This is a genomic window from Kribbella sp. NPDC059898, from assembly GCF_042730855.1.
Classification (GTDB): Bacteria; Actinomycetota; Actinomycetes; order Propionibacteriales; family Kribbellaceae; genus Kribbella.
Window position 1 is genome coordinate 90,868 of record NZ_JBHWKR010000012.1, and the last position, 25,580, is coordinate 116,447.

The window sequence follows — 25,580 nt, forward strand, 5'->3', positions numbered from 1 at the left end:
CGATTCGCGGCATCTTTTCTGGCATGAGCTTCGAACAGCTGCCCTCCACCTGGCCCGAACAACCACTCACCGACCCCGCGCTCACCGCCAACGTCGTAGACCTGATGGTCAGCTTCGGCGACCGCGCCCGCGGCACCCTCACCGTCCTCCTCTGCGGCTCCGACGCCCGCTTCCGATCGACCGTGATCGTCGAGCTCCCGTCACCCGGCCCGACCCCGGCCGACCTCTGCGAAACCGCCCTCGGCCCCATCATCGAAGCCGTCCGCACAGCCCCCGGCACCGCCATCGTCCTCGCCCTCGGACGCTCCGGCTCCGGCAGTCCGACCGACGCCGACGACCAGTGGGCCACCGCCGCCACGGACACCTGCACAACCGCCGGCATCCGCCTCCTCGGCTTCTACGTAGCCACCAGAGACGGCGTCTACGAACCACCCATCCCAGCCCTCACCTGACGCCTCTGGGCCGGAACTGGATGCTGATCCGCGGCCCGACATGCCCGGCCGCCTTGGGAATCGCGTGCTCCCACGTGCGCTGACAGGAACCACCCATGACGATCAGGTCACCATGACCGAGCGGATACCGCACGGTCGACCCGACCGCCTGCCCACTCCCCGGCCGAGGCCGCAACGCCAGCACCCGCGGCTCCCCAACCGAAAGGATCGCCACCATCGTGTCCTCGCGATCACCCCGCCCGATCCGATCCCCGTGCCAGGCGACGCTGTCCTTCCCATCCCTGTAGAAACAAAGCCCCGCCGTACGGAACGGTTCCCCCAGCTCGTCCGCGTAGTACGCACTCAACGCGTCCCGAGCCTCATCCAGGACGCCCAACGGAAGCGCCGCATCCTCCCCGTAAAAACACAACAACCGCGGCACATCAACCACCCGGTCATACATTTGCCGCCGCTCAGCCTGCCAAGGCACCTCACTCGCCAACCGCCCATAAACCTCATCGGCCCCCGCAAGCCACCCCGGCAACACATCAACCCAAGCGCCACGCCCCAACTCGGTCCGCCGCACCCCACCCAACGACCCAAGCGCCGGCTCCTCAACCCCACCGAACAAGGACCCCTGAAGATCAGCTCCCATACCCCCACCATACCGGAGACTCGAACATATGTTCCCTTGACCTTCCGTAACGATGTCTGCCCATGAGGATCCGCTGTGTGTAGCCGCCGTCGACCGCGAGTTGTTGTCCGGAGTGTCGTTGACGCGGACCCGAGGCTGGCGGCGGTTGGTCCAGAGAAGGCTCGGCGTAATGTCCCAGGGTCGACCTGTGAAGAGTCAAACCTGAATGGATGGAGCTGACAGACGTGTGTGAAGCGGATGCTGACCTTCCGGTGGTGTCGCTCTCGGATGGCGTAGTCACCCTCCGGGCGTGGTCGAGGGATGACGCCGGGTTCATGGTGGAAGCATTCGCCGATCCAGCGATCCGGCGCTACAACGGGGCTCACGATCGACTCGGACGGCCCGCTCCGCCGCTCTCGATCGTGGACGCCGAAGCGATCATCAACGAGTTCGCGTCGAGGTGGCGGGCGTTCGGCGCGGCTGAGCCACCCTCTGGTGTTGCGTTCGCGATCACGGACGCAGCTTCTGGCGGCCTGCTCGGTTGCTGCGGCGTCGATGACTGGTCGAAGGAAGATGTAGCGCAGTTCGGCTACTGGATTGGGCCGAGCGTGCGAGGGCGTGGGTACGCGACTCGCGCGGTGGTTCTGCTCGCCCGGTGGTTGTTCGAGCTCGGTGCAGCTCGCGCCTTCCTGACAGTCGAGGCAGACAACGCAGCGTCGGCCGCCGTGGCCCGCCGAGCGGGGTTCGTGCACGAAGGAACGATGCGCGCACACAGCGTCTGGCAGGGCAAGCGCATCGATGTGATGTGGTTCGCGGCCCTGCCGCTCGAATGGCCGATGCGCGAGCCGGACGAACCAACGTGATGCGCACACGATCGGAGCAGGACCGATCGATATGAGCAGGCCGAACGATCTGCAATGCCCTGCTCGAGCAATCGCGTCGAGGTCGAGTTTCAGGTTCGCCCAGCGGATCTCGGCCGCGTCATCACAGCGCTTTCGGAAGACACTCAACTCCGCCCGGTCGACGGCAGCACCCCACGGCACGCCGGTTCAGGGCGACCTTCAGTTCGGTGCATGAGGCGGCTTGTGAGCTGATCGACCTCGGCGAAGGCGTACAAGTCCTCGAACCCGCGTCCGTACGCGCCGAGCTGGTACGAATCGGGCACCGACTGATCGCCACACACACCCCGAAATGGTGACGGGCCGCGCCGCTGCGGGGATCGCCGTAAAGGCTTCAGAGCGCGTGCTATGCCTGCGGATCTCGTGTGTGGGCTGTGGCCTCGGCGGCGGGGGGTGTGGTCGGGAGGTTGTGGAGGAACGTGCGTACGGCGTTGAAGGCCTGCTGTGGTGCTTGGCGGAATACTCCGTGGCCGACGTCCGCCAGTACTTCTACTTGGGTGACGGTGTTGGTGAGTATTGCCGGCAGACGCCTGGCCGCTGCTGCGGGTGATACGGGATCGTCTTCGCCCGCCAGGACCAGAGTCGGGCAGGTCACCGCGGTTGCGAGAGTTTCAGAGATTTCGGCAGGCCCGCATCCGCCCGCCCGGAAATGTGCCTGAACGTCGTCGTTGATCAGCGCTCGTGCCCTGCGCGAGGTCATGTCGCCGTCAGAGGCGCCGGCGTACAACGGCAATCCGTGATCTGCCCACGCCTGAGCTGCTGAAGGGCTGGTGTCGCCGCCGAGGTATCTAGAGGCAGCGTCGCGGGCTGCCTGCCCTCCGCGGCGCTCGAAGACTTCGAGGCTTTCTTCGAGCGAGGTGGGCACGCCGAGCGTGCTCTCCAGGACTAGGCCGGCGACCAGGTCCGGATGCCGGGCGGCGCACTCGATCGCGACTCTGCCGCCGCTCGAGGAACCCACCAGCACCGGGGCACGGATATCGAGGGCAGTGCAGAACGCCGCGACGTCGTCGGCCCAGCGCGTCCACGTCCACGTCGCCGGCTTGCTGTGGTCGGAGCGGCCCGAACCGCGCTGATCGAGGTAGATCACCTGAGCGACGTCGGCGAGGATCGAGAACTCCGGCTTGAACAGGCTGTGATCCGCACCTGGTCCGCCGTGCAGCAGGAGGAGCGTCGGTCGCGGGAGCATCGCGTCTCCCTGAGCAGTCAGGCCACAGCCTTCGACATCGAAGTAGAGCGACACGTCGTCGACAACCACACGCATCCCAGCATTGTCCCCGACAACGCTGACCCCTGAGCGGTGATGTTCTGGAGCGATGTGGAGTCAGGTGCCGCCGCCCGCGGCGGGTCAGGTCGGTGAGGCGTTCGGTCACGAGTTGGGCGAGCTGCGGGCGCGTCCGGGTGGGTTCGAGGCGGATGTGTTCACCGACGGGCGCTGGCTCTTGAAGCTATGGCGTCAGGAGCCTGACAGTGATGCCGCACTGGCTCTTACGGCCGAGTTGGCGGCGCGGGGTTTGCCCGTTCCGGCTGCTCAGCGGGCGCTCGACGGTTCGTACTCGGCCGAGCATCTCGGCCGACACTATGCCTTGTTTCCGTACGTCGAGGGGCGCCCCGCGTCGGGGACGACCTCGAGGCCATCGCGCGCGCGATGCGCACCGTGCACGACAGCGCAGATCTCGCACTGCCTCGGGCTGAGCTGCACGAGTGGTGCATCGAGGCGCTGCGTGATCGCCACGACCACCCCTGGCTGGCTGGTCGTCGCGACGAGGTTCTAGCGGCGGTCGACCGGCTCGAAGCGGCCATCGAACGGGCGCGCGCTGTCGACGTTCCGTACGTCGTGTGCCACCACGACCTGTTTCCTCACAACGTCCTCATCGATCGCGACGGTCGAGTCGCGGCGTTGCTCGACTGGGGGCACGCGGCGCTGGCTCCCCGTGAGCACGACCTGTTCGCGGCCCTGTGCGAGCCCGGCACCGTGCGCTTCCTGCAGGCCTACGGCGCGGAGGGGCTCGACCTCACGCATCTCGAGTACGCACGGCTCGCCCGGTCTCTGCGCGACCTGGCGGTTCGCATCTGCGAGGAGGTCGACCTGGAGGGCGTCAACACATGGGGGTTCGCCGGGTTGCGGCGGGTGGACGCCGACCTGATGCTCGCCCGGCCGTTCTGTGCGGGCTGAGTGCTGGTTCCGCGTCCGGTGTCGAATTCGGGGTGGAGCGTTCGTCGCATGGGCGAGAGGGTGTCCGCGGGGGCGCCCGGGCGAGTGAAGGAGATGGTGGCGATGGCGCATCCGCAGGCGAAGGTTCATCGTATGTTCGAGTTCGTCGAGCCGATCGGGACCGTCACGTTCTCGGACGTGCCGAACGAGGAGTTCCTGGCTGTGGGCATGCGGAACTACTGGGACGGGTACTTCGCGGGGCGGGCCGCGCCGCTGGGGCTGGCGCCGGCTGAGGTGGTGCACTCGGTGTTCTACAACTTCGCCGACGGCGAGGTGGCGCGGCACATTCCGTGGGTCTGGGGGAAGATCACCCCCGAGGACGCGCTCGCCGTACGCGAACAGGGGAGCGCGAAGGCGCTACGGCAGCTGATCGGAGACGAACTCGCCGGCTCACCCGGTCTGGTGCGGGCCGCCGAGCTGGCGACTCGGGCGGCATACAGCGCGCCGACCGAGGGCCGTGTGCTGTACGCCGGTCTGCGGGCGCTCGACGTACCGGAGGAGCCGGTCGCGAAGCTCTGGCATGCGGCGACGCTGCTGCGGGAGCACCGGGGCGACGGCCACAACATCGCGCTGGTCGCGCACGGGATCGGCGGGACCGAGGCGCATGTACTGGCCGCGCTCGGCGCCGGGATGCGGGCGGAGGAGTTCGGCCGGGTCCATCACCTGCCGAAGGCGCAGCTCGCCGGAGTCGTCGACGGTCTCCGCGACCGCGGGCTGGTGAACCCCGCCGGCAGCTCCACCGAGGCCGGGCGTGATCTCAAAGGCCGGATCGAGGCGCTCACAGACGAACTCGCGGCGCCCGCGTACGACGTACTCACGCCGGCCGAGCTCGACGAACTGATCGCGCTCCTCGAGCCGATCGCCGCGGCGCTGGAGGCCGCCGACTACTGAGCGGGACCCAGCCGGAGGTACAGGTCGCGGAGCAGGCAGATCTCGGCGCCGTGGTGGATGAGTTCGACGTTCTCATAGAGGATCTTCTTCGCCATCGGTGCGTGGGCGAAGGCGGGCGGCTTACCTTGCGGAGCGGCGAGTCCGGCGATGCCGAGGCGACGTACGCCGTCCAGCCAGCTTGCGTACTCGTCGTCGAGCTGCCGCAGCGCTTCGCTGGCCGTGCCTGCGTAACAGTAGGTGTCGATGTCGTTCGTCGACGCCAACCCTCCGATGAGGTGCGCCAGCCGCCAGGCGATCGTCGTGACCGGTTCCTGCTCGTGCGGCGGTTCGGCGTAGTCCATCGTGAACTCACCGCCCCCGAAGGAGATCGGCGCAGAACTCTCGCCCCGACGACTCAGCGTCCAGCAGCCGGCAACCGGCTGCCAGAAGTACTCGTCGTCACTCAGCCCCGCCAACCGAGGCCGAAGCCGCTCCCGCCAATGCGCATCAACCTGATCGACAACCTCAGCGTTCCAGTCCACATCCACCCGCACGACCGTAGCTGCCGAACGGTCCGCCGGCCGCGGGTGGACCTGTGGGTTCGGGAGACTGGTGGTTCATGGGCTGGAGGTTGGTATGGGGCGGTTGGTGGTTCGGGATGTGGCGGTGCTGGTGGTGCCGGAGGTGGGGGAGTGCCGGGTTGAGGAGGGGCGGGACGTTTGGGTGGAGGACGACCTGATTGTCGCGATCGTGCCGACGGGTGGTGAGGTGGTCGGCGCGGAGGTGGTGGATGGTGGTGGGCTGTTGGCGGTGGCGGGGCTGATCAACTCGCATACGCACAGCCCGATGGTGATGATGCGGGGCGCCGCGGAGGATCTGGCGATCGAGGACTGGTTCAACCGGCGGGTTTGGCCGATGGAGGTGAATCTGACGCCGGAGCGGGTGCGGGTGGGAGCCCGGTTGGCGTGTGCGGAGATGTTGCTGGGCGGCGTGACGACGTTCGTGGATCACTACTTCCACGCGGATCAGATCGCCGCGGCCGCGGTCGAAGCGGGCATCCGCGCGGACCTCGCGCCGACGTACTTCTCGTCCACCAAGCAGGACATGGACGCGGCGTTGGACGTCACCCGGGAGCTGCGGGAGTTGCACCCGCGGATCACCGCGAGCCTCGGACCGCACGCGACGTACACGGTCAACGACGACGATCTTCGGCGTACGGCGGAGGTCGCGCGAGCCGAGGGCCTCCGCATCCACCTGCACGCGGCGGAGACCGATGAGCAGACGCAGGCGTCGATCGACAAGCACGGGGTGACGCCGATCCAGGTCCTGGAACGTACGGACGTACTCGACGCCGGGGCGCTGATCGCCCACGGTTGCGGGATCCGCGAGCCAGACCTGGCGATCCTGGAGCGGTACGCCGACCGTACGGCGGTGGCGTCCTGCCCGAAGGTCTACCTGAAGCTCGCGATGGGCGAGGTCACGCCGATCAAAGGACTGCTCGCGGCGGGCGTGCCGGTAGGGGTCGGTACCGACGGCGCCGCCGTGCACAACACGCTCGACGTCTGGGAGGCGATCCGGATGGTCGCGCTCACCCAGAAGCAACGCGAGCACGACGCCGAATGGATGACTCTCTCCGACACCCTCCGGCTCGCGACCCGGGGAAGTGCCGCCGCGGCCGGTCTCGAAGGCAAGGCCGGCGTACTCGAACCCGGCTACCAGGCCGACATCACGCTCGTCGACCTCAGGGCGCCGCACAACCAGCCACTCCACGACCCGCGCGCCGCCCTCGTGTACTCCGTCCGCGCCGCCGATGTCGTCACGGTCCTCGTCGCCGGCCAGGTCGTCGTACGCGCTCGTGAACTCACCACGATGGACCTCCAGGAAGTCCTCGCGGACGCGAAGGCCCTCGCGCACACCCTCGTCGACCTGTCCGCGGGCGGCGCGATCCAGCACTACAACCCCTAAAGTCCTCGGCATGCTGTCCTCCTGGAAGCGCGCGCCGTTCACCGGCGGCGGCCTGACGTTCGACTGTTTCGAGAAGGGCGACGGCCCGGGCGTCGTCCTGATCCCCGAGATCCCCGGTCTCACGCCCGAGGTCGCCGGGTTCGGCGAACACCTCGTCACCAACGGTTTCACGGTCGTGATCCCGTCCCCGTTCGGTACGCCGGGACGCCCGGAGACGGCGACGTACACCCTCGGAGTGATCGCGCGGCTGTGCGTGTCGAAGGAGTTCCGGTGCTTCGCGGCGAACGCCGAGCGGCCGATCACGAAGTACCTGCGGGCCGTCGCGACGGACCTGGCCGGACGGACGCCGGGCCGCGGGGTCGGGGTGATCGGGATGTGTTTCACCGGCGGGTTCGCGCTGGCCACCGCGGTGGAGGACGTGGTGACGGCGCCGGTGCTGAGCCAGCCGTCGACGCCGTTCGCTGTCAGCCCGAAACTGCGTCGCGACCCCGGCCTGTCGGAGCAAGAACTCGACAGGATCAAGGAACGGACACGCACCGACGGGCTGTGCGTGCTCGGGCTCCGGTTCAGCCGGGACCGGATGGCGCCGGCCGAGCGGTTCGCGACGCTGCGTGAGCAACTGGGCGACGCGCTCGAGGTGATCGAGCTCGACTCGGGGCCCGGGAACGCCGACGGATACACCCGGAGCGCACACTCGGTGCTCACCCGCGACCTGCGCGAGAACCCGCCGAACTCGGCGTACCGCGCCCGCGACCGGGCGGTGGAGTTCCTCCGCGAGCAGCTGACAGCGACAGCGTGACGACCGTCCGTTCGGAAATGCAAAGATCGCGTTGTGTAACCCCGTCGCGGTGATTCGATGCCCCTTCACCGGGAAGAATGTCGGTAATCGGGGGTCGTTCGTTGCTGTCCGCAAGGACGGGGGCGCGGTGCGTGACGCCGCTGTTCTCCCTCTGGTTTTGAGTGCCGGAACCATGGCACGATCGGCCACCGAGGTATCACAGGGGACTGGGACGAGTGAGGCTGTATGAACGGGCGGACAGCGGAGGACAGTCGGATCCCGGCGAACGGGACCGTGCCGGCGAACGGATCCGGTAACGGTCACGCTCCGCAACCAAGTACTCACCTCGAGCCGCCCGGCGAGTGGCAGTCCGGGCAGCGTGTCGGCGAGGTCCACCTCAGCCAGCCGGAGGACGCCGTACAGCGGTCCGAGTGGCTGTCGGAGGTCCGCGACCGGCCCCGGGACCCGAACGGTACGACGCTGCGCCAGTTCAACACGCCCGTCCGGGTCGACGAGATCGCGGTCGCGGCGATGACGCTCGCCGAGGACCTGCAGGCCGCGACCCAGACGATGCCGGAGTCCGTCGAGCTGCGACGGTTCCGGCGCGACCTGGACCACGCGGTGACCACGTTCCGGGATCTGGCGAGCCGGCTGGAGGCGACCGCGGGCAAGCTCGTCCGGCTGGCCGCGAACGAAGGCCAGGCGTGCGGCGTCGGCTGGGGCGTCTGCCCCGAGCACGGGCTGACGCTGATGAACCTCGGCGACACGATCACCTGCCACGTCCTCGGCTGCCACCGCGAGAACGTCGGCGACGTCGAGCGCTGCAGTCACCCGGTCGCGTACCGGGTCGTCGACGCGGCCGGCCCGGCACTCCTCACCTGCGCCGGCCACGCGGTCGCCTGCCGCCTGTACTTCGACAACCCGGTCATCACCGCCACCGCCGACAGCATGGAGCTCTTCTAGACCTGCGGCGGTGTCGGGCGGATCGAGGTCACCGGCGCCTGTCCCTTGAACATCCGGCCGCCGTCGGCGGTCAGCCGCAGGTAGTAGTCCGCGGAGCACGCCGTACCGTCCTCGTCCAGTGCGCGGATCCCGGAGCCGGTCGGCACGAAGGCCGACGTCTCGGCGGTCTTCGCGATCTGGTTGCCCTCGTTGAACTCGTCGAACATCGAGATGTACAGGCCTTGGACGCCGACCCGCGTCAGGTTGTAGAACTGCCGCCACATCAGGTCCCCGTGCAGCCGGTGCCCGGACTGCAGGTCCCCGGGGATCACGCACGGCTGGTAGTCGATCCCGTGGGCGTCGCAGTCCGCCTGGTCCTGCGGGTTCACGTTGTTGTAGAAGTGGTCCGCGCCGGCCAGGTCGCTGATCCGCCCGACCATCCACGGCGACAGCATGTTGAACGCGTGGTAGACGTCGAGGTACCCGGGCCGCGAGTCCTCGTTCCCCGGCAGCCAATGGGTCGGTACGCCGCCGATCACGTAGCAGCCCTGCCCTTTGAACCAGTTCACGACGTCGAGGCACACGTCCGGCGGCCAGGTGTGGTTCGGGTCGTCGAACCCGAAACCCCAGATGCACACCACCGGCTTCCCGTTCTGCCGCGCGTACGCCGGTGACGCCGTGTAGGCGCTCATCTTCGACGTCCAGTCGGCCTTCATCTCCGACTGCATCGACGTCCAGCCGCTGGCGTCGTACATGATGTAGAACTTCCGGCCGTACTGTTCCGCCGCCTGCCGGACCTTCACTGCCATCGCGTCCCGCGTCGGGCCTTCGCCGCCCGTCGGGTTGAACCGCTGCAGGGCGGCCGTGTCGCAGCCGTTCTCCTGCATCCACTGGAAGTGCGTGTTCACGGTCTGCTGGTCGTACGACGAGAACAGCCGGGCGCCCTGCCCGTTCCCGAGGTTCGGGTAGGCGGTCTGGTACGTCGACGCGAAGTCGCGCACGTCCGGCCAGCTGACGAGCGCGGTGTTCGTCGGCGACGGCGGCTGGCCCCAGTCGTGGCTCCAATGCCACCACCCGTTGATCGGCGCCCCGTCCCCGGCGCAGGTGAACCAGCCCTGGTAGCCGACCGTGATCTTCCCGACGACATCGCCCGGCGAACTGGCGGCTGATGCAGTGCTGGAGGGGGCGAGGACGGCGGCAGTGGTGCCGGCGAGGAACGTACGGCGAGTGAGTTTCATGTGTGCTCCTGGAGGGGGCGGGCAGGAGAGTGAGTGCCGCGAGCGTACGAATCTCAACAAAATCCTGCAAGAAGTCCACGGTTCCGGAACTCTTGACGATCGGTCTGGCTGAACTTAGTTTGTTGGATCAACAGACAAAGTCCGAGAGGGTGTGCGCGATGGTGATCCGGGGTGTTGCCGCCGACCACGTGGCGCTCCGGCGGAACAACCTCTCGGTGGTACTGCGGCACGTGCACGAGCTCGGCCCGCGCTCGCGCGCCCGGATCGCCGAGGAGACCGGGCTGAACAAGGCGACCGTCAGCAGCCTGGTCGCCGAGCTCGTCGAACGCGGCCTGCTCCGCGAGGGCTCCGCCGACTCCAGCCGCGCGCTCGGCCGCCCGGGCCAGCTGGTCGAGCTCGACGGTACGGGCGTCTGCGGGATCGGCGCCGAGATCAACGTCGAGTACCTCGCCGTCGTCGCGCTCGACCTGAAGGGCAACGTCGTCCACGAGAAGCGCGTCCCGGTGGACGTCGCGCACCTCGGTCCGGGTACGACGCTCGACCGGTTCGCCGACCTCGTCCGGGAAGCCGTCGACGCGGTGGACGCCCGCGACGGGCGACTGGCCGGCGTCACGCTCGCCGTACCGGGGCTGGTCGAAGGTGAGACCGGTGAGCTGAAGCTCGCCCCGAACCTCGGCTGGAACGACCTTTCCGTGGCGAAGGAGATGCGCGCCCGCCTCGGCGAACCGACGTACCCGCTGCAGGTCGACAACGAGGCGAACCTCGCCACGCTGGCGGCGTACGCTGAACTGCGCGAGCACGATCTCGTCCTGCTGACCGGTGCTGTGGGCGTCGGTGGCGGCGTGGTGTCCGGCGGGCACCTGCTCCGCGGCGCGCACGGGTACAGCGGGGAGGTCGGCCACATGCCGGTCGCCCCGGCCGGGCAGCCCTGCGGCTGCGGGCGGACCGGCTGCTGGGAGACCGTCGTCGGCCTGACCGCACTGTTGCGCCAGGCAACGGACGCCGACGACCCGGTCCGGGATCCGGAGCTGGACGTCGAGCGCCGGCTGGCCGCGATCGTGGAGCGCGCCGAAGCGGGCGACGTACGGACCCTCGACGCGTTGAACGACGTCGGCACCTGGCTGGGGATCGGCGGCGCGATCCTGGTGAACATCCTCAACCCGGCCGTGCTGGTGCTCGGCGGGTACTTCGCTGTCCTCGGCCCGTGGCTGGAAGCGCCGCTGGCGAAGGCGCTCCGCGAGCGTGTGCTCGCACCGGACGGCGGCGGCTGCCGGGTCGTCCGGTCGGACCTGGGCTTCGGGGCCGCGGTGCGCGGTGGCGCGCAGATCTGTCTCGACCAAGTATTCGCCGACCCGACACAGCTAGGAGAGTCATGACGAACCTGGGCATCGGCCTGATCGGCTACGCGTTCATGGGCGCGGCCCATTCGCAGGCCTGGCGGAGCGCGCCGCGCTTCTTCGACCTGCCGCTGGAACCCGAGATGAACGTCCTCTGCGGCCGCAACGCCGACGCCGTCCAGGCGGCCGCGGCCAAGCTCGGCTGGAAGGCGACCGAGACCGACTGGCGCAAGGCGATCGAGCGCGACGACGTCCAGCTGGTCGACGTCTGTACGCCGGGCGACAGCCACGCCGAGATCGCGATCGCCGCGCTCGAGGCCGGCAAGCACGTGCTGTGTGAGAAGCCGCTCGCGAACACCGTCGAGGAGGCCGAGGCGATGACGGCCGCGGCCGAAGCGGCCAAGGCCAAGGGGATCCGGTCGATGGTCGGGTTCACCTACCGAAGGGTCCCGGCCATCGCGCTGGCGAGGCAGTTCGTTGCCGAGGGCAAGCTCGGGACGATCCGGCACGTCCGCGCGCAGTACCTGCAGGACTGGATCGCGGACCCCGAGGCGCCGCTGTCCTGGCGGCTGGACAAGACCAAGGCCGGCTCCGGCGCGCTCGGCGACATCGGCGCGCACATCGTCGACATGACGCAGTACATCACCGGCGACACGATCGGCGAGGTCTCCGCGCGGCTCGAGACGTTCGTGAGAGAGCGTCCGGTCGCGGCCGAGCACTCGGGCCTGGCCGGTACGGCGGGTACCGAACGCGGCCCGGTCACGGTCGACGACGCCGCGGTGTTCCTGGCGACGTTCCGCGGCGGCGCGCTCGGCGTCTTCGAGGCGACGCGGTTCGCGACCGGGCGGAAGAACGCGATCCGGATCGAGATCAACGGCAGCCTCGGCAGTCTCGCGTTCGACTTCGAGGACATGAACCTGCTGCACTACTACGACGCAGCGGACGACGCGAGGACGGCGGGCTTCCGCCGGATCCTCGCCACCGAACCCGACCACCCGTACGTCGCCGCGTGGTGGCCGCCGGGCCACCTGCTCGGCTACGAGCACGGGTTCACCCATCAGGCAGTCGACCTGGTCACCGCGATCGCCGAAGGCACCGACCCGGCGCCGTCGTTCGCGGACGGGCTGCAGGTCCAGCGCGTGCTGGCCGCGGTCGAGGCCAGTTCGAACTCACGTCAATGGCAGGAGATTGCGCAATGAACGACTACACGCCGTCCAAGGACGACAAGTTCTCCTTCGGGCTGTGGACCGTCGGCTGGCAGGGCGTCGACGTCTTCGGTACGGCGGTCCGCCCGGCGATGGACCCGGTCCACACGGTCGAGAAGCTGGCGGAGCTCGGCGCCGCCGCGGTGACGTTCCACGACCAGGACGTCGTACCGGACGACAGCACCCGGGATCAGGTGCTCGAGCGGTTCAAGAAGGCGCTCGCCGAGACGGGCCTGGGCGTCGAGATGATGACGACCGATCTGTTCAGCCACCCGGTCTTCAAGGACGGCGGCCTGACCGCGAACGATCGCCAGGTACGGCGGTACGCGCTGGCCAAGGTGCTGCGGAACGTCGACCTGGCGGCCGAGCTCGGCGCCACGACCTACGTTCTGTGGGGCGGTCGTGAGGGCGCCGAGTCGGGTGGGTCGAAGGACGTCCGCGCGGCGCTGGACCGTTACAAGGAGTCGATGGACCTGCTCTGCGCGTATGTCCGGGAGCAGGGGTACGACATCCGGTTCGCGCTGGAGCCGAAGCCGAACGAGCCACGCGGCGACATCCTGCTGCCGTCGATCGGCCATGCGATTGCCTTTATCAACGATCTCGCCGACCCGGAGCTGGTCGGGATCAACCCCGAGGTCGGGCACGAGGAGATGGCCGGGCTGAACTACGCGCACGGGATCGCGCAGGCGTTGTGGCACGGGAAGCTGTACCACATCGACCTCAACGGGCAGCACGGTCCGCGGTTCGACCAGGACCTGCGGTTCGGGGCCGGGAACCTGCGCGGGGCGTTCTGGACGGTCGACGCGCTCCAGGGGTCCGGGAGCTACCCGGCGTACGAGGGTCACATCCACTTCGACTACAAGCCGCCGCGGACCGAGGACGAGGAAGGCGTCTGGGAGACGGCCCGCGCGTGCATGCGGAACTACCTCATCCTGCGCGAGAAGGCGCTCGCGTTCCGGGCGGACCCGGAGGTCGCCGAGGCGCTGGCCGCGGCGCGGGTCGCGGAGCTGTCCGAGCCGACGCTGGGCGAGGGCGAGTCGCTGGACGAGCTCCGCAACGCGACGTACGACCGGGAGGCGCTGGCCGAGCGCGGTCTGGGCTTCGAGAAGCTGGACCAGCTCGCGATGGAGCACCTGCTCGGCGTCCGGTAACTACAGCTTGCCGAAGAAGGCGCGGAGGTCCTCGATGACGAGTTCGGGGACCTCCAGCGCCGCGAAGTGGCCGCCGCGGTCGAACTCGGTGTAGTGCACGACGTCGAACTCGCGCTCGACGAGTTTGCGGACCGTGCTGTCGTTCGGGAACACCGCGAGCCCGGTGGGCACCGGGCAGAACGAGACCTGCGCGCCCCACGCCGACTGCGCTTCGCGGTAGAGGCGCGCCTGGGAGCCGGCGGTCCGCGTCAACCAGGTCAGCGTCACGGTGTCGAGGATGTGGTCGTTGCCGATGGCACCTTCCCGATGGCCGTAGTCGTCGTACCACTCGAGGTTCCAGGCGAGTTGCCCGACGGGGGAGTCGAGCAACGAATAGGCGAGCGTCTGCGGGCGGGTGCCCTGGATCGCGGCGTACCCGGACCGCTCGTTCTGCCAGCGGTCCAGGCCGCCGAGCCGTTGCTGCTCGGCCTCGGTCAGCTCCTCGCCCTGCGGAAACACGAAGTACCCGTCGAGGTGCAGGCCGATCACCCGCTCCGGCACGAGCCGCGCCAGGGCGGGGCCGATGCGGGCGCCCCAGTCGTACCCGTGGACGCCGTACCGCTCGAAGCCGAGCTGTTCCATCAACGTGATCCAGGCGCGCGCCATCCGGTCGACGCCCCAGCCGCTGGTGGTCGTCACGCCGCTGAACCCGAAGCCGGGCATCGTCGGCACGACCACGGTGAAGTCCTGGGAGAGCGCGTCGATCACCTCCAGATAGTCGGAGGCGGCTCCCGGCCAGCCGTGCAGCAGCAACAAGGGCGTACCGGTGCCGGCCCGCGTGTAGTGCACCCGTTGACCGTCGATCTCGGTCACGTGCTGTGGATACGTATTCATCCGCTTCTCGAACCGCCGCCAGTCGTACGACGTGCGCCAGTACTCGGTCGCCTCCCGCAGCCGTCCGAGCTCCACGCCGTACGACGACCCCGCGTCCGGCAACTGATCCGGCCAGCGCGCCGCGTCCAGCCGGCGCTGCAACTCGTCCAACTCCGCCTGCGGTACCTCTGCTCGAAACTCCATACTTCGACGCTAGAAGCAGTACCGGACACGGACTGACCGCTACGCTCGACGTCATGAAGTACGTTGCACGGATCGTCGAGGTGCCGGAGCACGGCATCAAGCTGGAGCCCGTCGACGGGACCACGGTCCCGGAGCAGCCGACCGAGGTGAACCTCCTCGGGATGGCGATCGCGCTCGCCCTGGGCGCGGCCGGCTACCGGCATCATGCGGAGCAGCGGGACCCCGAGCTGCAGACGCTGGACGCGCTGATCGGCGGCGACGCGATCATGCCGTGGAAGCCGGGCACCGCCGGGTTCATGGTGTGCGAGCTGAACGACGGGCGGCCGCGCTGTGAGGTCCGGTCAAGCGCAGAGTGAGCTGGCCGGACGCACCGCCGTTGCCGCGACCGCGGATCCTGCGGCAGCGGTGGCTCGATCTGACCTTTGTGCATTGGGCTTTCGAGCCTGCGGCAGTTGCGCACTTCTTCCCGCCGGGGACGCGCCCGGACACCTTCGAGGGACGCACGTACGTCGGGCTGGTCCCGTTCCGGATGGTCGGCACCGGACTGCTGCGCGGTCCGGGCGTTCCGTACTTCGGGTCGTTCCTGGAGACGAACATCCGGCTGTACTCCGTCGACGAGACCGGTCGGCGTGGTGTCGTGTTCCTGAGCCTGGACGCCGACCGGCTCGCGGTGGTGGCGACGGCGCGGACCGTCTTCGGGCTGCCGTACCGCTGGGCGCGGATGTCGCACGTACGTGACGGCAACCACCACGACTACAGCTCGACCGTCCGCGGCGCCGACGCAGAGGTGAGCGTCGGCGTGGACATGGGCGAACGGATCCCGGTCGGCCCGCTCGAGGACTTCCTCACCGCTCGGTGGGGTCTCCATGTGCACCGGGCCGGCCGCACCTGGTACCTGCCGAACGAGCATCCGCCGTGGATCCTGCATGACGCGACGTTGACCGACCTCGACGCCGACAGCCTGTTGCGGTCGGTGGGGCTGGAGCCGCCCGATCGCTCGCCGGATCAGGTTGCGTTCAGCGCGGGCGTTCCTGCGGAGTTCGCCGTACCATCAGCTCCCCGATCAGCTCCTCGGTCTGATCGACGATGAACCCGACGCCGAGCTGACGGGCCCAGCGGTTCACCTCGGTCGCTAGCGCGGCCGATCCGTCGAGGTCGCCCTCGTCGCGGAGCAGGATCGCCATGTGGGCCTGCTGGGCGAGGGCCGGGCGCAGGTGGCCGTTCTTCTGCAGGAGTTCGGTTGACTGCTCCCACTGTTCGCGGGCGAGCTTCAGGTCGCCGCTCGCATGCGAGTGGTGGCCGAGGTGTCGCAGGGCCTGGGCCTTGGTCAACTCGTCACCCAGTTCCAGCGCCAGGTTGTAGTGCTCGATGGCCTCTACGGGCTGCTCGTACACGTTGTCGGCGATCGCGCCGGCCCAGAAGCTCGCGGCGGCGCGACGGGTGTCGTCGGGGGCGTCCTTGACCGACGTGAGCATGCGGTCGCGGAGGTCGCCGTCACCTGAACGGAAGAGCGCGTCCGCGTAGTCCTTGCGGAGCTTGAGCAGGTCGAGATCCCACGAGTCCTCGGGTACGGCGGCCAGTGCGGCCGTGGCGTGGTCGGACTGCTGCCCGAAGTCGTGGTCGACGGCGACCGCGGCGCGAGCGAGCGCGAGGGCCTGCCGCTCGGCGGGATCGTCGGAGGTGGTGGCGGCGAGGAGGTCGGTCGCGGCGGCCCAGTGGCCGGCCAGCGTCAGTTTGGTGGCGGCGGTGACGACGGCTTCGACGGGGTTCATGGTCCGAAGGTATTTCGACATCGAAACATTTGACAACTAACCTTCAGCTGCTGAAAAGTTCTTCGGGTGAAGGACTTTGTGGATACGCACGTCGAGCTCTGGGCGGGGGAGCTGGCCGGCCTCGACCGGGACGTCGAAGGGATCACGGTCCGCCTGCAAGTGGTGACGCGGTACCTCGAGCGGCGGCGGGAGGCGGTGCTGGCGGAGTACGGACTGCAGCTGTGGGAGTTCAAGACGCTGCACATGCTGCGTCGCGGCGGTACGCCGTACCGCGCGACGCCCGGGGAACTCGCGCGGCAGCTGAGGATGTCGCCGGCGGCGCTGACGAACCGGCTCGATGCGCTCGAGCGGCGCGGGTACGTCGAACGCACGCATGATCGCGACGATCGGCGCAAGGTGATGGCGACGCTGACACCCGCCGGGCGCGAGCTGTGGGAGCGGGGGATCGACGACATGCTGCGGGTCGAGAACGAGCTGATCCACCAGCTGGCGCCGACCCGGCGCACGCAGCTGAACGAGCTCCTTCGGCTGCTGGTGATCGCGAGCGCGGAAGATTCCTAGCCGGACGATGTCAAGTTCCGGTGGTCGTGTCCGACGTACCTGTGTAGGCGTCAAGAAAGGACAGACCGATGGAACCCCTCAACCTGATGGTGTCGCTCAGCCACTTCGCGAAGGACGGCCGCGAACACCCCCACGGCCTCAGCCAGCCCGCCGGCCGCCGGGCCGATCGCCCGACACCGGTCCATGGGCGGCGCGTCTGGCGCTTCCGGATCCTTGGCTGGCGGACGATCAGCTCGTAAGCACCGCGCTGCGCTCCCGCCCAACCTCGGCGAACCCGAACCGGCCGTACCAGGGCACCAGCTCGTCCGACGTACCAAGCGCCGCGTGGGTGTTCATGGTTGGGGTGGGCGGTAGAGGGCGTAGTGCATGGGGCCGTTGTGGGGGAGTTCCAGTTCGGCGATGACTGTGAAGCCGAACGACTCGTAGAAGCCGACGTTTGCCGGGTCCTGGGTTTCGACGAAGGTGGGGGAGTGGGCCGCGTCGGCGGCGGCCAGGCCGGGTTCGATGACGGCGTGGCCGAGGCCCTGGCGTTGGTGGTCGGGGTGGACGGCGGCGAGCGCCAGCAGCCACGACGGGGTGCGCGGGTGGAAGAGCGCGATCGCCTGCCCGTACTCAGCGGTGAGATCTGCTTTGGAGCCCGCGAGTGCCTTGAACTCGGCGGCGTGTGGGGCGAAGGCCTCGGCCGGCAGGTCCGGCGGCAGCCAGATCGCGACGGCGCGGACGTCGTCGGTCACCCAGACGCGGCCGTGCGGGATCCCGATCGCCTCGACGAACAGCCGGTGGTACCGCGTGAGCCGGTCGACGTACCCGTCCGGGTCGAAGCACGCGCGGCTCATCGGATAGTCCAGCAAGCCCTGCGTCAACGTGTCGACCGCCGCCTCGACGTCCGCGTTCGTTGCCTCGCGCACCTTTGTACCCGTCATGTCCGCAGCGCCGCCACGATCAGGTCGGCGACCGCGCGCATCCCGGCGGCGTTCGGGTGGTACGGGACGAAACCGCCGAGGTTCGGCGGCAGCAGCGTGAACCCGGTGGTCCACGGCTCCGCGGAGCCGATCGCGTGATCGCGGCTCGCGGCGGAGGCGGCGATCAGGTCCGCGCCGGTCGCGGCGGCCGCCTTCGCGAACGCGCCCGCGAGTCCGTCGGCCATCATCGCGATACTCGGCAGTTGCTCCTCGTTGAGCGGTACGTCGAGCCGCGGACGGGTCGCCGGACCGACCAGGCTGAGGTAGTCGACGAGCAGGATCCGCGCCTCCGGCGACCGTTCGCGGGCGCGCTCGACGACGGTGGTCAGCGAGTCGGTGACGGCCTGGTACGACGCGTCGTCCTTGAGGTAGCTGACCCGCGCGCGGATCCGGTTCGCGACCCGGCGGCCGAGGATCGTGGCGGGCTTGGCGATCGTGTTCAGGAAGCTGCCGCGCAGGAACGTACCGACGTACTCGAGGTCGTTCCCGCCGCAGGTGACCGTGATCAGCGCGGTGTCCGGGGTGAGCGCGTCGAGCTGCGGCGGTGCGTCGTTCTGGCGGGTGTCGAGCAGGTGCGCGGTGGTGGCGCCGGAGTACGAGACGTCGACCAGGTCGAGGCCCAGCTCGGAGGCGACCAGGTGCGCGTAGTTGTTGCCCGAACGACCCGCGGGCGGATCTACGATCGGGCTGATCCCCGGCCCGGCCGCGAACGAGCTGCCCAGCGCGACGTACCGACTGCCGGATGCGATCACCGGATCACAATAGAACGAAGGGGACAGCATGTTCACTCGGGGAGTACTGGCCGCCGTGGCCACCGGTGGGCTGGCGATCGGGCTGATCCCCGCCGCCGCCGAGGCGACGCCGAGCTCGGACGTGACCGCGACGATCATCTCCAAGTCGACGATCGGCCGGACGGACTACGTACTGCGGGAGATCACGATCCAGCCGGGCGGTACGACCGGGTGGCACTTCCACGACGGGACGCTGTACGCGTTCGTGAAGGCCGGGACGCTGACGCACTCGGGGTCGAACTGCACGACGGACGGGGTGTACCGGACCGGCGCGGCGTTCACCGAGCCGAGCGGATCGGATCACGTGCACGTCGGACGCAACCTCGGGACGAAGCCGCTCGTACTGGATGTGCTGTATGTGCTGCCGGCCGGCAGCCCGTTGTCGGAGGACGCGCCGAACCCGGGGTGCCCGTTCCAGTAGCCTGCCGCCGTGACTGACGACGTGTTCGGTACGGCGGGTATTCGCGAGAAGGTACTGGCGGGGTGGGCGGCGGCGCCGGTGCGCTTCCGGGAGGATGCGAACGCCGAGGAGGAGCTGGCCCTCGGCGGGTACGCCGATCGCGTGGTGATCGAACTTGCCCAGAACGCGGCTGACGCGGCGCTGCGGGAGGGTGTGCGCGGCCGGGTGCTGTACGAGCTCCGCAACAACACGCTCGTAGTAGCCAACACAGGCGCACCCCTCGACACCGAAGGCGTCCAGTCCCTGGCAACCCTCCGAGCCTCCGCCAAACACCACGCCACCCCGCCGGATGCCCCGGTTGGGGAGGATTTTCGTCCCGAATCGGGCGGAAATGCTCCCCAACCGCCCAGGGCGGTGGGCACGGAGGGCGCGGGGGGCGGGGTGGTGGGGCGGTTTGGGGTGGGGTTTTCGGCGGTGCTGGCGGTGACGGATGAGCCCGTCGTTCTGTCGCGGACCGGTGGTGTGCGGTTCTCGAAGGCGGATACCGCCGCGGCGGTGGGGGAGCTGGCCTCGCTGGAGACGGAGGTACGGCGGCGGGACGGGCAGGTTCCCGTACTGCGGCTTCCGTTCGACGCCGAGGGTGAACCGCCGGCCGGGTACGACACCGCCGTACTGCTGCCGCTCCGCGACGAGGCCGCGGTCGCGCTCGTCCGCCGCCTCCTCGCCGAGGCCGACGACGCGCTCCTGCTCGCCCTCCCCGGTCTGGAACGCATCGAGATCGAGACCGAGGACACCCACCGGACCCTCGAGAACGCCGAGTCCCGCTGGCACATCCACCGCACCACCGGCATCTTCACCCCCGCCGAACGCCAGTCCCTCCTCGCCGACCGCCCCACCGAGGAACGCACCCGCCCCGCCTGGTCGATCGTCTGGGCCCTCCCGAACACCACCGCAACAGCACCCGGGGTGGTCCACGCACCGACCCCGACCGACGAACCGCTCTCCCTGCCGGCGTTGCTCTTGGCAACCTTCCCGCTCGACTCGACTCGCCGGCACGTAGCGAAAGGCCCGCTGACGGATCGCCTCGTACAGGAAGCGGCAACGGCGTACGGCGAGCTCCTGCGCCGCCGGTTCGACGAAGGTGACGACGTACTGCGCCTGGTCCCGACCGGTCTCGCCGCAGGCGCGGTCGACCGGATGCTCCGTGACGCGATCCGCGCCGTGCTGCCCTGCGTGCCGCTTCTCCGAGCCGTCGACGGATCAGTCGTCCGGCCGGACGGTGCCGTCGTCGTGGAGGGTGCCGACGAGTTGTTCGCCGAGGTCCTCGCCCCGCTCGTACCAGGTCTGATCCACGTCCGTCGCGAGTACCGCCAAGCCCTGGATGCCCTGCAGGTACGACGCCTCGAGCTCTCCGAGGTCGTCGACCAGCTCGGGGGAGCGGAACCGCCGTCCTGGTGGCGCAATCTCTACACGTCCCTCGAGAACATGGTCACCGACCCGCTCGTCCGCGAGTCCCTCGGCACCCTCCCCGTCCCGCTCGCCGACGGCCGCCTGGTCCGGGGCGCCCGCGGCCTGCTCCTCCCCGGCCCCGAACTCCCGCTCACCACCCTCGAAGCCTTCAGCCGGTACGGCGTCCGCGTCGTCCACCCCGACGCCGTGTCCCCAACCCTCGAACGCCTCGGCGCCCTCCCCGCCACCGCCCGCTCCCTCCTCGAAGACCCCGCCGTCCGCACCGCCGTCGAACACTCCACCGACGACTGGCAAACCCCCGACCCCGCACCCCACGCACTGCCTACGGATGCTCCCGAGGACGCGCGCGGCGCGGTGGGGGCTGGTGTGGCCGCAGGTGGCGAAGGGACGCTTCCGGTGGCGCAGGCGGTGCTTGCGTTGGTTGGTGGGGATGTGGGGCAGGCTGAGGGGTTGTGGTGGTTGTCGGATCTGGTGTTGCCGGATGCGGCCGGTGAACTCGTGCCCGCGAACGCCCTGGTGATCGAGGGGTCAGCAGCGCAGCAGATTCTCGACCCGGCGGAGGTTTCGCCGGTGGCGGCGGAGTTGGTGGAGCGGTACGGGCAGGACGCGTTGGAGGCCGTGGGAGTGCTCAGCACCCTCGGCGTCGCCGCAGCCTCCGACGTCGCGCTCGACCGGCTCCCGGAAGTACTCCAGGACCTCGACGGCATCGAGGACTGGGCGTACGACGTGGCCCCGGACGGATCGCCGTACGGCGCGACCGTCGGCGAGTTGGAGGCGATCCGCGACCTCGACTGGATCACCGACGCCAACTGGCCGAAAGCCCTGCAACTACTGGGCTCCGACCCCGACCTCCGCCGCGCACTCGTCACGCAGGTCCGGGTCGTCGGCCCGGACGACCAGCAGCGAGGCGTACCGTCGTACGCCGCCTGGTGGATCCGTGAACACGTCCTCCTCGACGACGGCGAACCGCTCGCCGGCCACGCCGACCCCGACGCCGAACCAGTCCTCGCGACCTTCCTCGACGAAGCCCCCGACTGGACGGCCGAACTCGACCCCGAGGTGCGGACCGCGATCGGCCTGGTCCGGGCCGCCGACGACCTGGACGCCGACGGTCTGGCGCTCGTCCTGGACCGGCTCGCCGACCCGGACCGCGATCTCGACGAGGCCGCCCTGCTCCGGCTCTGGAACCGCCTCGGCACGCTCGCGCTGTTCCCCGGCGACGCACCGTCCCAGGTACGGGTCCTCGACGCCGACGGCAGCACCCGAGTGACGGACGCCGAGCATGCGGTCGTCGTCGACGGCCCGATGTGGGTGCAACGCCACGACCTCGGCGGCTTCGTGATCGGCTCCGGCGCGGCCGCGGACGGGCTCGGCGACCTGTTCGACGTACCGCTCGCCCAGGAGGTTGCCGAGGGCAAGATCGACGGCGAGGGTACGGCGGCCGACGTACCGGACCTGGTCCGTGAACTGGTCCCCGAGGTGCCGGCCGGCTGGTGGGAGCACGAGGAGCTGACCGTGGACGGCGTCGAGGTCTCGTGGTGGGTGGACGCCGACGGCGCGCCGCACGCGGCGACCTTCGACGGCCTCGCGAAGGCGCTCGCCTGGGCGGCCGGGCGCTGGGACCGGCGGCATGTGATCCGCGCGGTTCTCAACGAACCGGACCGTTCGGCCGAACTTCTGGTGGACGCCGTCTTCGACTGACCGGAACCGGCCGGTAGCCCGCCGGGTGTACGCCGTGTAACCGGAGTTGGAAGCGTTTCCGCCTCCGGGCGTCACCCAGAGCGAGCAACGTTGTCACAGCTTGGTATATCGACTGATCAGCGGATATGACGGCGCGATTTCAACGTAGGAACGAACTCTTGTCAACGTTGTCAACGCTACCTATAGTCCGTGGCACCTCTCGGTCGGTGATCCGCGAGTCCACGCAACGTAAACGGAGGTGACATTCATCATGAATTCGGTGCCAGTTGGTGGTGGGCCGCGCCCGCAATTCGAAGACGTCGAAGATGTCGTCCGGTACCAGTTGTCCCGCCGCAGCATGGTCGGAGGAGGAGCCGCGGCCGCCATGACCGCGTTCCTGGCCGCCTGCTCCGGTGGCGGCGGCTCGTACTCCGACAAACCGGCGAACGCCAACAACAAGCCCAGCGCCGGAAAGTCCATCCAGATCGGCAAGGCGAACATCCCGGTCCCGCGGGACCAGACGGTGATCGTCGGCCAGGTCGAGTACACGGTCTTCGACAGCTTCAACGGGATGATCCCGAACGGATCGCCTTCGGGCGCCGGCGTCGAGCTGAGCACCGAACCGCTGTTCTTCCTCAGCTTCGCCACCGGCAAGCTGACGCCGTGGCTGGCGACGGAGTACAAGTACAACGACGCCTTCACCGAGCTGACCCTGAAGTTCGACCCGAAGGCGCACTGGAACGACGGCCAGCCGCTCGGCGCGAACGACTTCAAGTTCACCGTGATGCTGCTGAAGGACCGCCCCGACCTGTTCGGCGGTGGCGGCGACCTGAAGGAGTTCGTCAAGTCGATCGCCGTGCCCGACCCGCAGACCGCGGTGGTCACGTTCCTGAAGCCGGCGCCGCGCTTCCACTACAACTTCATCGCCGCGATCTCCGGTGCGCCGAACAACATCATGCCGGAGCACATCTGGAAGTCGCAGGACCCGACGAAGTACAAGGACAACCCGCCGGTCCGCAGCGGCCCGTACAAGCTGAAGACCGCGATCCGGAACCAGAAGATGTTCGTCTGGGAGAAGGACCCGAACTACTGGAACAAGGACAAGCTCGACGTCAAGCCGCAGTACGTCGTGTTCCAGAGCACGTCGAAGCAGCTCGACCAGGCGTCGCTGGCGTTCGAGCGGGCCGAGTTCGACGTCGGCTCGGTCGACGAGCCGCACGCCAAGCTGCTGCGCAACAACGGCTACCCGAACCTGGTGACGACGCAGTTCCACGACCCGAACCCACGGGTGTTGTGGCTGAACTGCGACCCGGGCCGCGGCGTGATGGCGGAGTCGAAGATGCGCTGGGCGATCAACTACTGCATCGACCGGGAGAAGATCGGCAACTCGATCTGGCCGGTGAAGGTGCCGCCCGCACAGTACCCGTGGGCGGACTACCCGACCAACGACAAGTGGAAGAACGACGACCTCGCGAACAAGTACAAGTTCGAGTTCAGCCCGGACAAGGCGACTCAGATGCTGGACGAGATCGCCCCGAAGAACGCGAACGGCAAGCGGGCGTACAAGGGCAAGGAGATCAACCTCGAGATCATCACGGTCTCGCCGGTCGACGGCCCCGAGTACGCGATCGCCAACCTGCTGAAGACGCAGCTCGAGAAGGTCGGCGTACCGGCCACCCTGCGCAGCCTGGCCGGCAGCGTCCACGACGACAAGTTCCAGCGCGGCCAGTACGACATCGACTCGAACTGGGCCGGCTTCGCGATCGACCCGGAGCAGCTGTACACCGACTGGACCAGCGACAAGTACCAGCCGATCGGCAAGAACTCGGCCGGTAAGAACAAGATGCGGTTCCGCAACCCCGACTTCGACAAGATCATCGACCAGCTGGGCCAGCTGAACCCGGACTCGGCGGAGGCCAAGCCGCTGCTCGACAAGGCGCTGGAGATCTACTTCCAGCAGCTGCCGTTGCTCGCCTCGATCCAGACCGGCTACCCGTCGTACTTCAACACGGCGTTCTGGAAGGACTGGCCGACCGACGACGACCTGTACGAGGTGCCGCTGAACTGGTGGCCGCACTTCATCTTCGTGCTCGGCAAGATCTCTGCCACGGGGCAGAAGGGACCGGCGTGACGGCGGAGGCGCCGCCGGTTGTAGCTGTCGACAAGAGCCGGGACTCCGCACCCCTGACAGGGGTGCGGGCCTGGCTGTCACGGCATCCGCTGGCGGCGTACGCCATCCGGAGGTTCGGGCTGTACCTGGTCGAGTTGTGGGGCGCGCTGACGATCGCGTTCTTCTTCTTCCGGATGATGCCCGGCGACCCGGTCCAGACGCTGATCCAGACGCTGCAGCAGAACTACGTCTACAACGCGCAGGCCAGTGCCGAGCTGATCACCCGGTACCGGCACGAGTTCGGCCTCGACGGGAACCTGCTCACCCAGTACTTCAAGTACATGGAGAAGCTGGTCCTGCACGGCGATCTCGGGCCGTCGCTGATCAACTACCCGACGCCCGCGCAGACGGTCATCCTGCGGTCGTTGCCCTGGACCATCGGGCTGCTCGGCATCTCCGCGGTCCTGTCCTGGATCCTCGGCATGATCATCGGCGCGATCGCCGGCTGGCGGCGCGGCAAGCTCGGCTCCGCGATCGCCACCAACCTGTCGATCGCGCTCTCGCACGTGCCGTACTTCTTCGTCGCGCTGATCCTGGTCTACATCTTCGCGTACTCGATGGGACTGTTGCCTGCGAGATCGGCGTACGACTCCAACATCAATCCCGGGATCAGCTTCGCGTTCATCGGCAGTGTGCTCAAGTACGGGTTGCTGCCGGGGTTGTCGATCGTGATCATCGGGACGTTCAGCTGGATCCTGTCCACCCGGATGCTGATGATCCCGATTCTCGGCGAGGACTACCTGGTGTACGCCGAGGCGAAGGGGCTGAAGGGCCGCCGGATCCTGACCCGGTACGCGCTGCGGAACTGCTACCTGCCGCAGATCACCGCGTTCGGGATCTCGCTCGGCTTCATCTTCAACGGGAACGTGCTGGTCGAGCAGCTGTTCAACTATCCCGGTCTCGGCACCACGCTGGTGACCGCGATCCAGCAGCTCGACTTCAACACGATCCTCGGGGTCACGGACATCGCGATCTTCTCGGTGCTGACCGCCGTCCTGCTCCTCGACCTCCTGCTCCCGCTGCTTGACCCGCGGGTCAAGTACTGGAAGTGATGAC

The 25,580-nt window shown here is 68.7% G+C and carries 26 protein-coding genes and 1 pseudogene; 19 read left to right on the forward strand and 8 right to left on the reverse strand.

The window, feature by feature from the left end; translation table 11 throughout:
• Positions 1-23 precede the first annotated feature (23 nt).
• Complete coding sequence (locus ACFV9C_RS31650; protein ID WP_380199214.1) at positions 24-452, forward strand: hypothetical protein; 429 nt, start codon at positions 24-26, stop codon at positions 450-452.
• On the opposite strand, the gene ACFV9C_RS31655 is transcribed toward ACFV9C_RS31650, so the two are convergent.
• Entirely contained in the window at positions 445-1,086 is a 642-nt protein-coding gene (locus ACFV9C_RS31655) for an alpha-ketoglutarate-dependent dioxygenase AlkB (protein WP_380199215.1), read from the reverse strand. The two genes, ACFV9C_RS31650 and ACFV9C_RS31655, sit on opposite strands and share 8 nt — an antisense overlap.
• Positions 1,087-1,295: 209 nt before the next feature.
• Between ACFV9C_RS31655 and ACFV9C_RS31660 the strand changes: the two genes are divergently transcribed.
• A complete protein-coding gene (locus tag ACFV9C_RS31660; protein ID WP_380199216.1) occupies positions 1,296-1,928 on the forward strand; it encodes a GNAT family N-acetyltransferase in 633 nt (210 codons plus the stop codon).
• A 206-nt stretch (positions 1,929-2,134) separates the two neighbouring features.
• Entirely contained in the window at positions 2,135-2,263 is a 129-nt protein-coding gene (locus tag ACFV9C_RS31665; protein WP_380199217.1) for a hypothetical protein, read from the forward strand.
• A gap of 47 nt (positions 2,264-2,310) precedes the next feature.
• Here ACFV9C_RS31665 and ACFV9C_RS31670 read toward each other — a convergent pair whose 3' ends face one another.
• Positions 2,311-3,225, reverse strand: coding sequence for an alpha/beta fold hydrolase (locus tag ACFV9C_RS31670; RefSeq protein WP_380199218.1), 915 nt, complete (start codon positions 3,223-3,225; stop codon positions 2,311-2,313).
• Positions 3,226-3,277: 52 nt separating this feature from the next.
• Between ACFV9C_RS31670 and ACFV9C_RS31675 the strand changes: the two are divergent.
• Both ACFV9C_RS31675 and ACFV9C_RS31680 read left to right on the forward strand, forming a co-directional pair.
• A pseudogene (locus ACFV9C_RS31675) lies at positions 3,278-4,137 on the forward strand (phosphotransferase enzyme family protein).
• 132 nt (positions 4,138-4,269) lie between these two features.
• Positions 4,270-5,067 carry a MarR family winged helix-turn-helix transcriptional regulator gene (locus tag ACFV9C_RS31680; protein ID WP_380199219.1) on the forward strand — a complete coding sequence of 266 codons (798 nt, stop codon included), beginning with the start codon at positions 4,270-4,272 and terminating at the stop codon, positions 5,065-5,067.
• On the opposite strand, the gene ACFV9C_RS31685 is transcribed toward ACFV9C_RS31680, so the two are convergent.
• Entirely contained in the window at positions 5,061-5,594 is a 534-nt protein-coding gene (locus ACFV9C_RS31685; RefSeq protein WP_380199220.1) for a DinB family protein, read from the reverse strand. The genes ACFV9C_RS31680 and ACFV9C_RS31685 overlap by 7 nt on opposite strands.
• Before the next feature lie 88 nt (positions 5,595-5,682).
• Between ACFV9C_RS31685 and ACFV9C_RS31690 the strand changes: the two genes are divergently transcribed.
• The 3 genes from ACFV9C_RS31690 (at position 5,683) to ACFV9C_RS31700 (ending at position 8,752) form a co-directional block, all read left to right on the forward strand.
• The gene (locus tag ACFV9C_RS31690) at positions 5,683-7,011 is read left to right on the forward strand and encodes an amidohydrolase (RefSeq protein WP_380199221.1); all 1,329 of its coding nucleotides are present in this window, start codon (positions 5,683-5,685) and stop codon (positions 7,009-7,011) included.
• A 10-nt stretch (positions 7,012-7,021) separates the two neighbouring features.
• Positions 7,022-7,810, forward strand: a complete 789-nt coding sequence (locus ACFV9C_RS31695) for a dienelactone hydrolase family protein (RefSeq protein WP_380199222.1) — start codon at positions 7,022-7,024, stop codon at positions 7,808-7,810.
• A gap of 225 nt (positions 7,811-8,035) precedes the next feature.
• Positions 8,036-8,752, forward strand: a complete 717-nt coding sequence (locus ACFV9C_RS31700) for a hypothetical protein (RefSeq protein ID WP_380199223.1) — start codon at positions 8,036-8,038, stop codon at positions 8,750-8,752.
• Here the strand turns inward: ACFV9C_RS31700 and ACFV9C_RS31705 are convergent.
• The gene (locus ACFV9C_RS31705) at positions 8,749-9,969 is read right to left on the reverse strand and encodes a glycoside hydrolase family 71/99-like protein (RefSeq protein ID WP_380199224.1); all 1,221 of its coding nucleotides are present in this window, start codon (positions 9,967-9,969) and stop codon (positions 8,749-8,751) included. The two genes, ACFV9C_RS31700 and ACFV9C_RS31705, sit on opposite strands and share 4 nt — an antisense overlap.
• 158 nt (positions 9,970-10,127) lie before the next feature.
• On the opposite strand from ACFV9C_RS31705, the gene ACFV9C_RS31710 reads away from it, so the two are divergent.
• From ACFV9C_RS31710 to xylA, 3 genes are read left to right on the forward strand one after another with little or no spacing between them, the layout of a single operon-like run.
• Positions 10,128-11,345 (forward strand): ROK family protein, encoded by a 1,218-nt coding sequence (locus ACFV9C_RS31710; protein ID WP_380199225.1) that lies wholly within the window; start codon positions 10,128-10,130, stop codon positions 11,343-11,345.
• Complete coding sequence (locus ACFV9C_RS31715) at positions 11,342-12,505, forward strand: Gfo/Idh/MocA family protein (protein WP_380199226.1); 1,164 nt, start codon at positions 11,342-11,344, stop codon at positions 12,503-12,505. Before ACFV9C_RS31710 ends, ACFV9C_RS31715 begins: the two co-directional genes overlap by 4 nt.
• Positions 12,502-13,662, forward strand: a complete 1,161-nt coding sequence (gene xylA / locus ACFV9C_RS31720) for a xylose isomerase (RefSeq protein WP_380199227.1) — start codon at positions 12,502-12,504, stop codon at positions 13,660-13,662. Before ACFV9C_RS31715 ends, xylA begins: the two co-directional genes overlap by 4 nt.
• On the opposite strand, the gene ACFV9C_RS31725 is transcribed toward xylA, so the two are convergent.
• Positions 13,663-14,718, reverse strand: a complete 1,056-nt coding sequence (locus tag ACFV9C_RS31725; protein ID WP_380199228.1) for an epoxide hydrolase family protein — start codon at positions 14,716-14,718, stop codon at positions 13,663-13,665.
• Positions 14,719-14,771: 53 nt separating this feature from the next.
• Between ACFV9C_RS31725 and ACFV9C_RS31730 the strand changes: the two genes are divergently transcribed.
• Entirely contained in the window at positions 14,772-15,074 is a 303-nt protein-coding gene (locus ACFV9C_RS31730; protein ID WP_380199229.1) for a hypothetical protein, read from the forward strand.
• Complete coding sequence (locus ACFV9C_RS31735) at positions 15,071-15,808, forward strand: YqjF family protein (protein WP_380199230.1); 738 nt, start codon at positions 15,071-15,073, stop codon at positions 15,806-15,808. Before ACFV9C_RS31730 ends, ACFV9C_RS31735 begins: the two co-directional genes overlap by 4 nt.
• On the opposite strand, the gene ACFV9C_RS31740 is transcribed toward ACFV9C_RS31735, so the two are convergent.
• Positions 15,735-16,490, reverse strand: coding sequence for a hypothetical protein (locus ACFV9C_RS31740; RefSeq protein ID WP_380199231.1), 756 nt, complete (start codon positions 16,488-16,490; stop codon positions 15,735-15,737). The two genes, ACFV9C_RS31735 and ACFV9C_RS31740, sit on opposite strands and share 74 nt — an antisense overlap.
• A gap of 66 nt (positions 16,491-16,556) precedes the next feature.
• On the opposite strand from ACFV9C_RS31740, the gene ACFV9C_RS31745 reads away from it, so the two are divergent.
• Together ACFV9C_RS31745 and ACFV9C_RS31750 are read left to right on the forward strand one after the other, a co-directional pair.
• Complete coding sequence (locus ACFV9C_RS31745) at positions 16,557-17,051, forward strand: MarR family winged helix-turn-helix transcriptional regulator (RefSeq protein ID WP_380199232.1); 495 nt, start codon at positions 16,557-16,559, stop codon at positions 17,049-17,051.
• 68 nt (positions 17,052-17,119) lie between these two features.
• Positions 17,120-17,290 (forward strand): hypothetical protein, encoded by a 171-nt coding sequence (locus tag ACFV9C_RS31750; RefSeq protein WP_380199233.1) that lies wholly within the window; start codon positions 17,120-17,122, stop codon positions 17,288-17,290.
• 93 nt (positions 17,291-17,383) lie between these two features.
• On the opposite strand, the gene ACFV9C_RS31755 is transcribed toward ACFV9C_RS31750, so the two are convergent.
• The gene (locus ACFV9C_RS31755) at positions 17,384-17,974 is read right to left on the reverse strand and encodes a GNAT family N-acetyltransferase (protein WP_380199234.1); all 591 of its coding nucleotides are present in this window, start codon (positions 17,972-17,974) and stop codon (positions 17,384-17,386) included.
• A complete protein-coding gene (locus ACFV9C_RS31760) occupies positions 17,971-18,765 on the reverse strand; it encodes an SGNH/GDSL hydrolase family protein (RefSeq protein WP_380199235.1) in 795 nt (264 codons plus the stop codon). The genes ACFV9C_RS31755 and ACFV9C_RS31760 overlap by 4 nt, the downstream gene beginning before the upstream one ends.
• A gap of 28 nt (positions 18,766-18,793) precedes the next feature.
• Between ACFV9C_RS31760 and ACFV9C_RS31765 the strand changes: the two genes are divergently transcribed.
• From ACFV9C_RS31765 to ACFV9C_RS31780, 4 genes are all read left to right on the forward strand, one after another.
• Positions 18,794-19,225 (forward strand): cupin domain-containing protein, encoded by a 432-nt coding sequence (locus ACFV9C_RS31765; protein ID WP_380199236.1) that lies wholly within the window; start codon positions 18,794-18,796, stop codon positions 19,223-19,225.
• A 9-nt stretch (positions 19,226-19,234) separates the two neighbouring features.
• The gene (locus ACFV9C_RS31770) at positions 19,235-22,375 is read left to right on the forward strand and encodes a hypothetical protein (protein WP_380199237.1); all 3,141 of its coding nucleotides are present in this window, start codon (positions 19,235-19,237) and stop codon (positions 22,373-22,375) included.
• Between the two features lie 250 nt (positions 22,376-22,625).
• Positions 22,626-24,485, forward strand: coding sequence for an ABC transporter substrate-binding protein (locus ACFV9C_RS31775; RefSeq protein WP_380199238.1), 1,860 nt, complete (start codon positions 22,626-22,628; stop codon positions 24,483-24,485).
• Positions 24,482-25,576, forward strand: a complete 1,095-nt coding sequence (locus ACFV9C_RS31780; RefSeq protein WP_380199239.1) for an ABC transporter permease — start codon at positions 24,482-24,484, stop codon at positions 25,574-25,576. Before ACFV9C_RS31775 ends, ACFV9C_RS31780 begins: the two co-directional genes overlap by 4 nt.
• The last annotated feature ends 4 nt before the right edge of the window (positions 25,577-25,580 follow it).

Bases quoted from the DNA above. Each gene is read 5' to 3' on its own strand.
- ACFV9C_RS31650 (WP_380199214.1), top strand. From the start codon at position 24: ATGAGCTTCGAACAGCTGCCCTCCACCTGGCCCGAACAACCACTCACC.
- ACFV9C_RS31655 (WP_380199215.1), bottom strand. From the start codon at position 1,086: ATGGGAGCTGATCTTCAGGGGTCCTTGTTCGGTGGGGTTGAGGAGCCG.
- ACFV9C_RS31660 (WP_380199216.1), top strand. From the start codon at position 1,296: ATGGAGCTGACAGACGTGTGTGAAGCGGATGCTGACCTTCCGGTGGTG.
- ACFV9C_RS31670 (WP_380199218.1), bottom strand. From the start codon at position 3,225: ATGCGTGTGGTTGTCGACGACGTGTCGCTCTACTTCGATGTCGAAGGC.
- ACFV9C_RS31680 (WP_380199219.1), top strand. From the start codon at position 4,270: ATGTTCGAGTTCGTCGAGCCGATCGGGACCGTCACGTTCTCGGACGTG.
- ACFV9C_RS31690 (WP_380199221.1), top strand. From the start codon at position 5,683: ATGGGGCGGTTGGTGGTTCGGGATGTGGCGGTGCTGGTGGTGCCGGAG.
- ACFV9C_RS31695 (WP_380199222.1), top strand. From the start codon at position 7,022: ATGCTGTCCTCCTGGAAGCGCGCGCCGTTCACCGGCGGCGGCCTGACG.
- ACFV9C_RS31700 (WP_380199223.1), top strand. From the start codon at position 8,036: ATGAACGGGCGGACAGCGGAGGACAGTCGGATCCCGGCGAACGGGACC.
- ACFV9C_RS31705 (WP_380199224.1), bottom strand. From the start codon at position 9,969: ATGAAACTCACTCGCCGTACGTTCCTCGCCGGCACCACTGCCGCCGTC.
- ACFV9C_RS31710 (WP_380199225.1), top strand. From the start codon at position 10,128: ATGGTGATCCGGGGTGTTGCCGCCGACCACGTGGCGCTCCGGCGGAAC.
- ACFV9C_RS31715 (WP_380199226.1), top strand. From the start codon at position 11,342: ATGACGAACCTGGGCATCGGCCTGATCGGCTACGCGTTCATGGGCGCG.
- xylA (WP_380199227.1), top strand. From the start codon at position 12,502: ATGAACGACTACACGCCGTCCAAGGACGACAAGTTCTCCTTCGGGCTG.
- ACFV9C_RS31725 (WP_380199228.1), bottom strand. From the start codon at position 14,718: ATGGAGTTTCGAGCAGAGGTACCGCAGGCGGAGTTGGACGAGTTGCAG.
- ACFV9C_RS31730 (WP_380199229.1), top strand. From the start codon at position 14,772: ATGAAGTACGTTGCACGGATCGTCGAGGTGCCGGAGCACGGCATCAAG.
- ACFV9C_RS31740 (WP_380199231.1), bottom strand. From the start codon at position 16,490: ATGAACCCCGTCGAAGCCGTCGTCACCGCCGCCACCAAACTGACGCTG.
- ACFV9C_RS31750 (WP_380199233.1), top strand. From the start codon at position 17,120: ATGGAACCCCTCAACCTGATGGTGTCGCTCAGCCACTTCGCGAAGGAC.
- ACFV9C_RS31755 (WP_380199234.1), bottom strand. From the start codon at position 17,974: ATGACGGGTACAAAGGTGCGCGAGGCAACGAACGCGGACGTCGAGGCG.
- ACFV9C_RS31765 (WP_380199236.1), top strand. From the start codon at position 18,794: ATGTTCACTCGGGGAGTACTGGCCGCCGTGGCCACCGGTGGGCTGGCG.
- ACFV9C_RS31775 (WP_380199238.1), top strand. From the start codon at position 22,626: ATGAATTCGGTGCCAGTTGGTGGTGGGCCGCGCCCGCAATTCGAAGAC.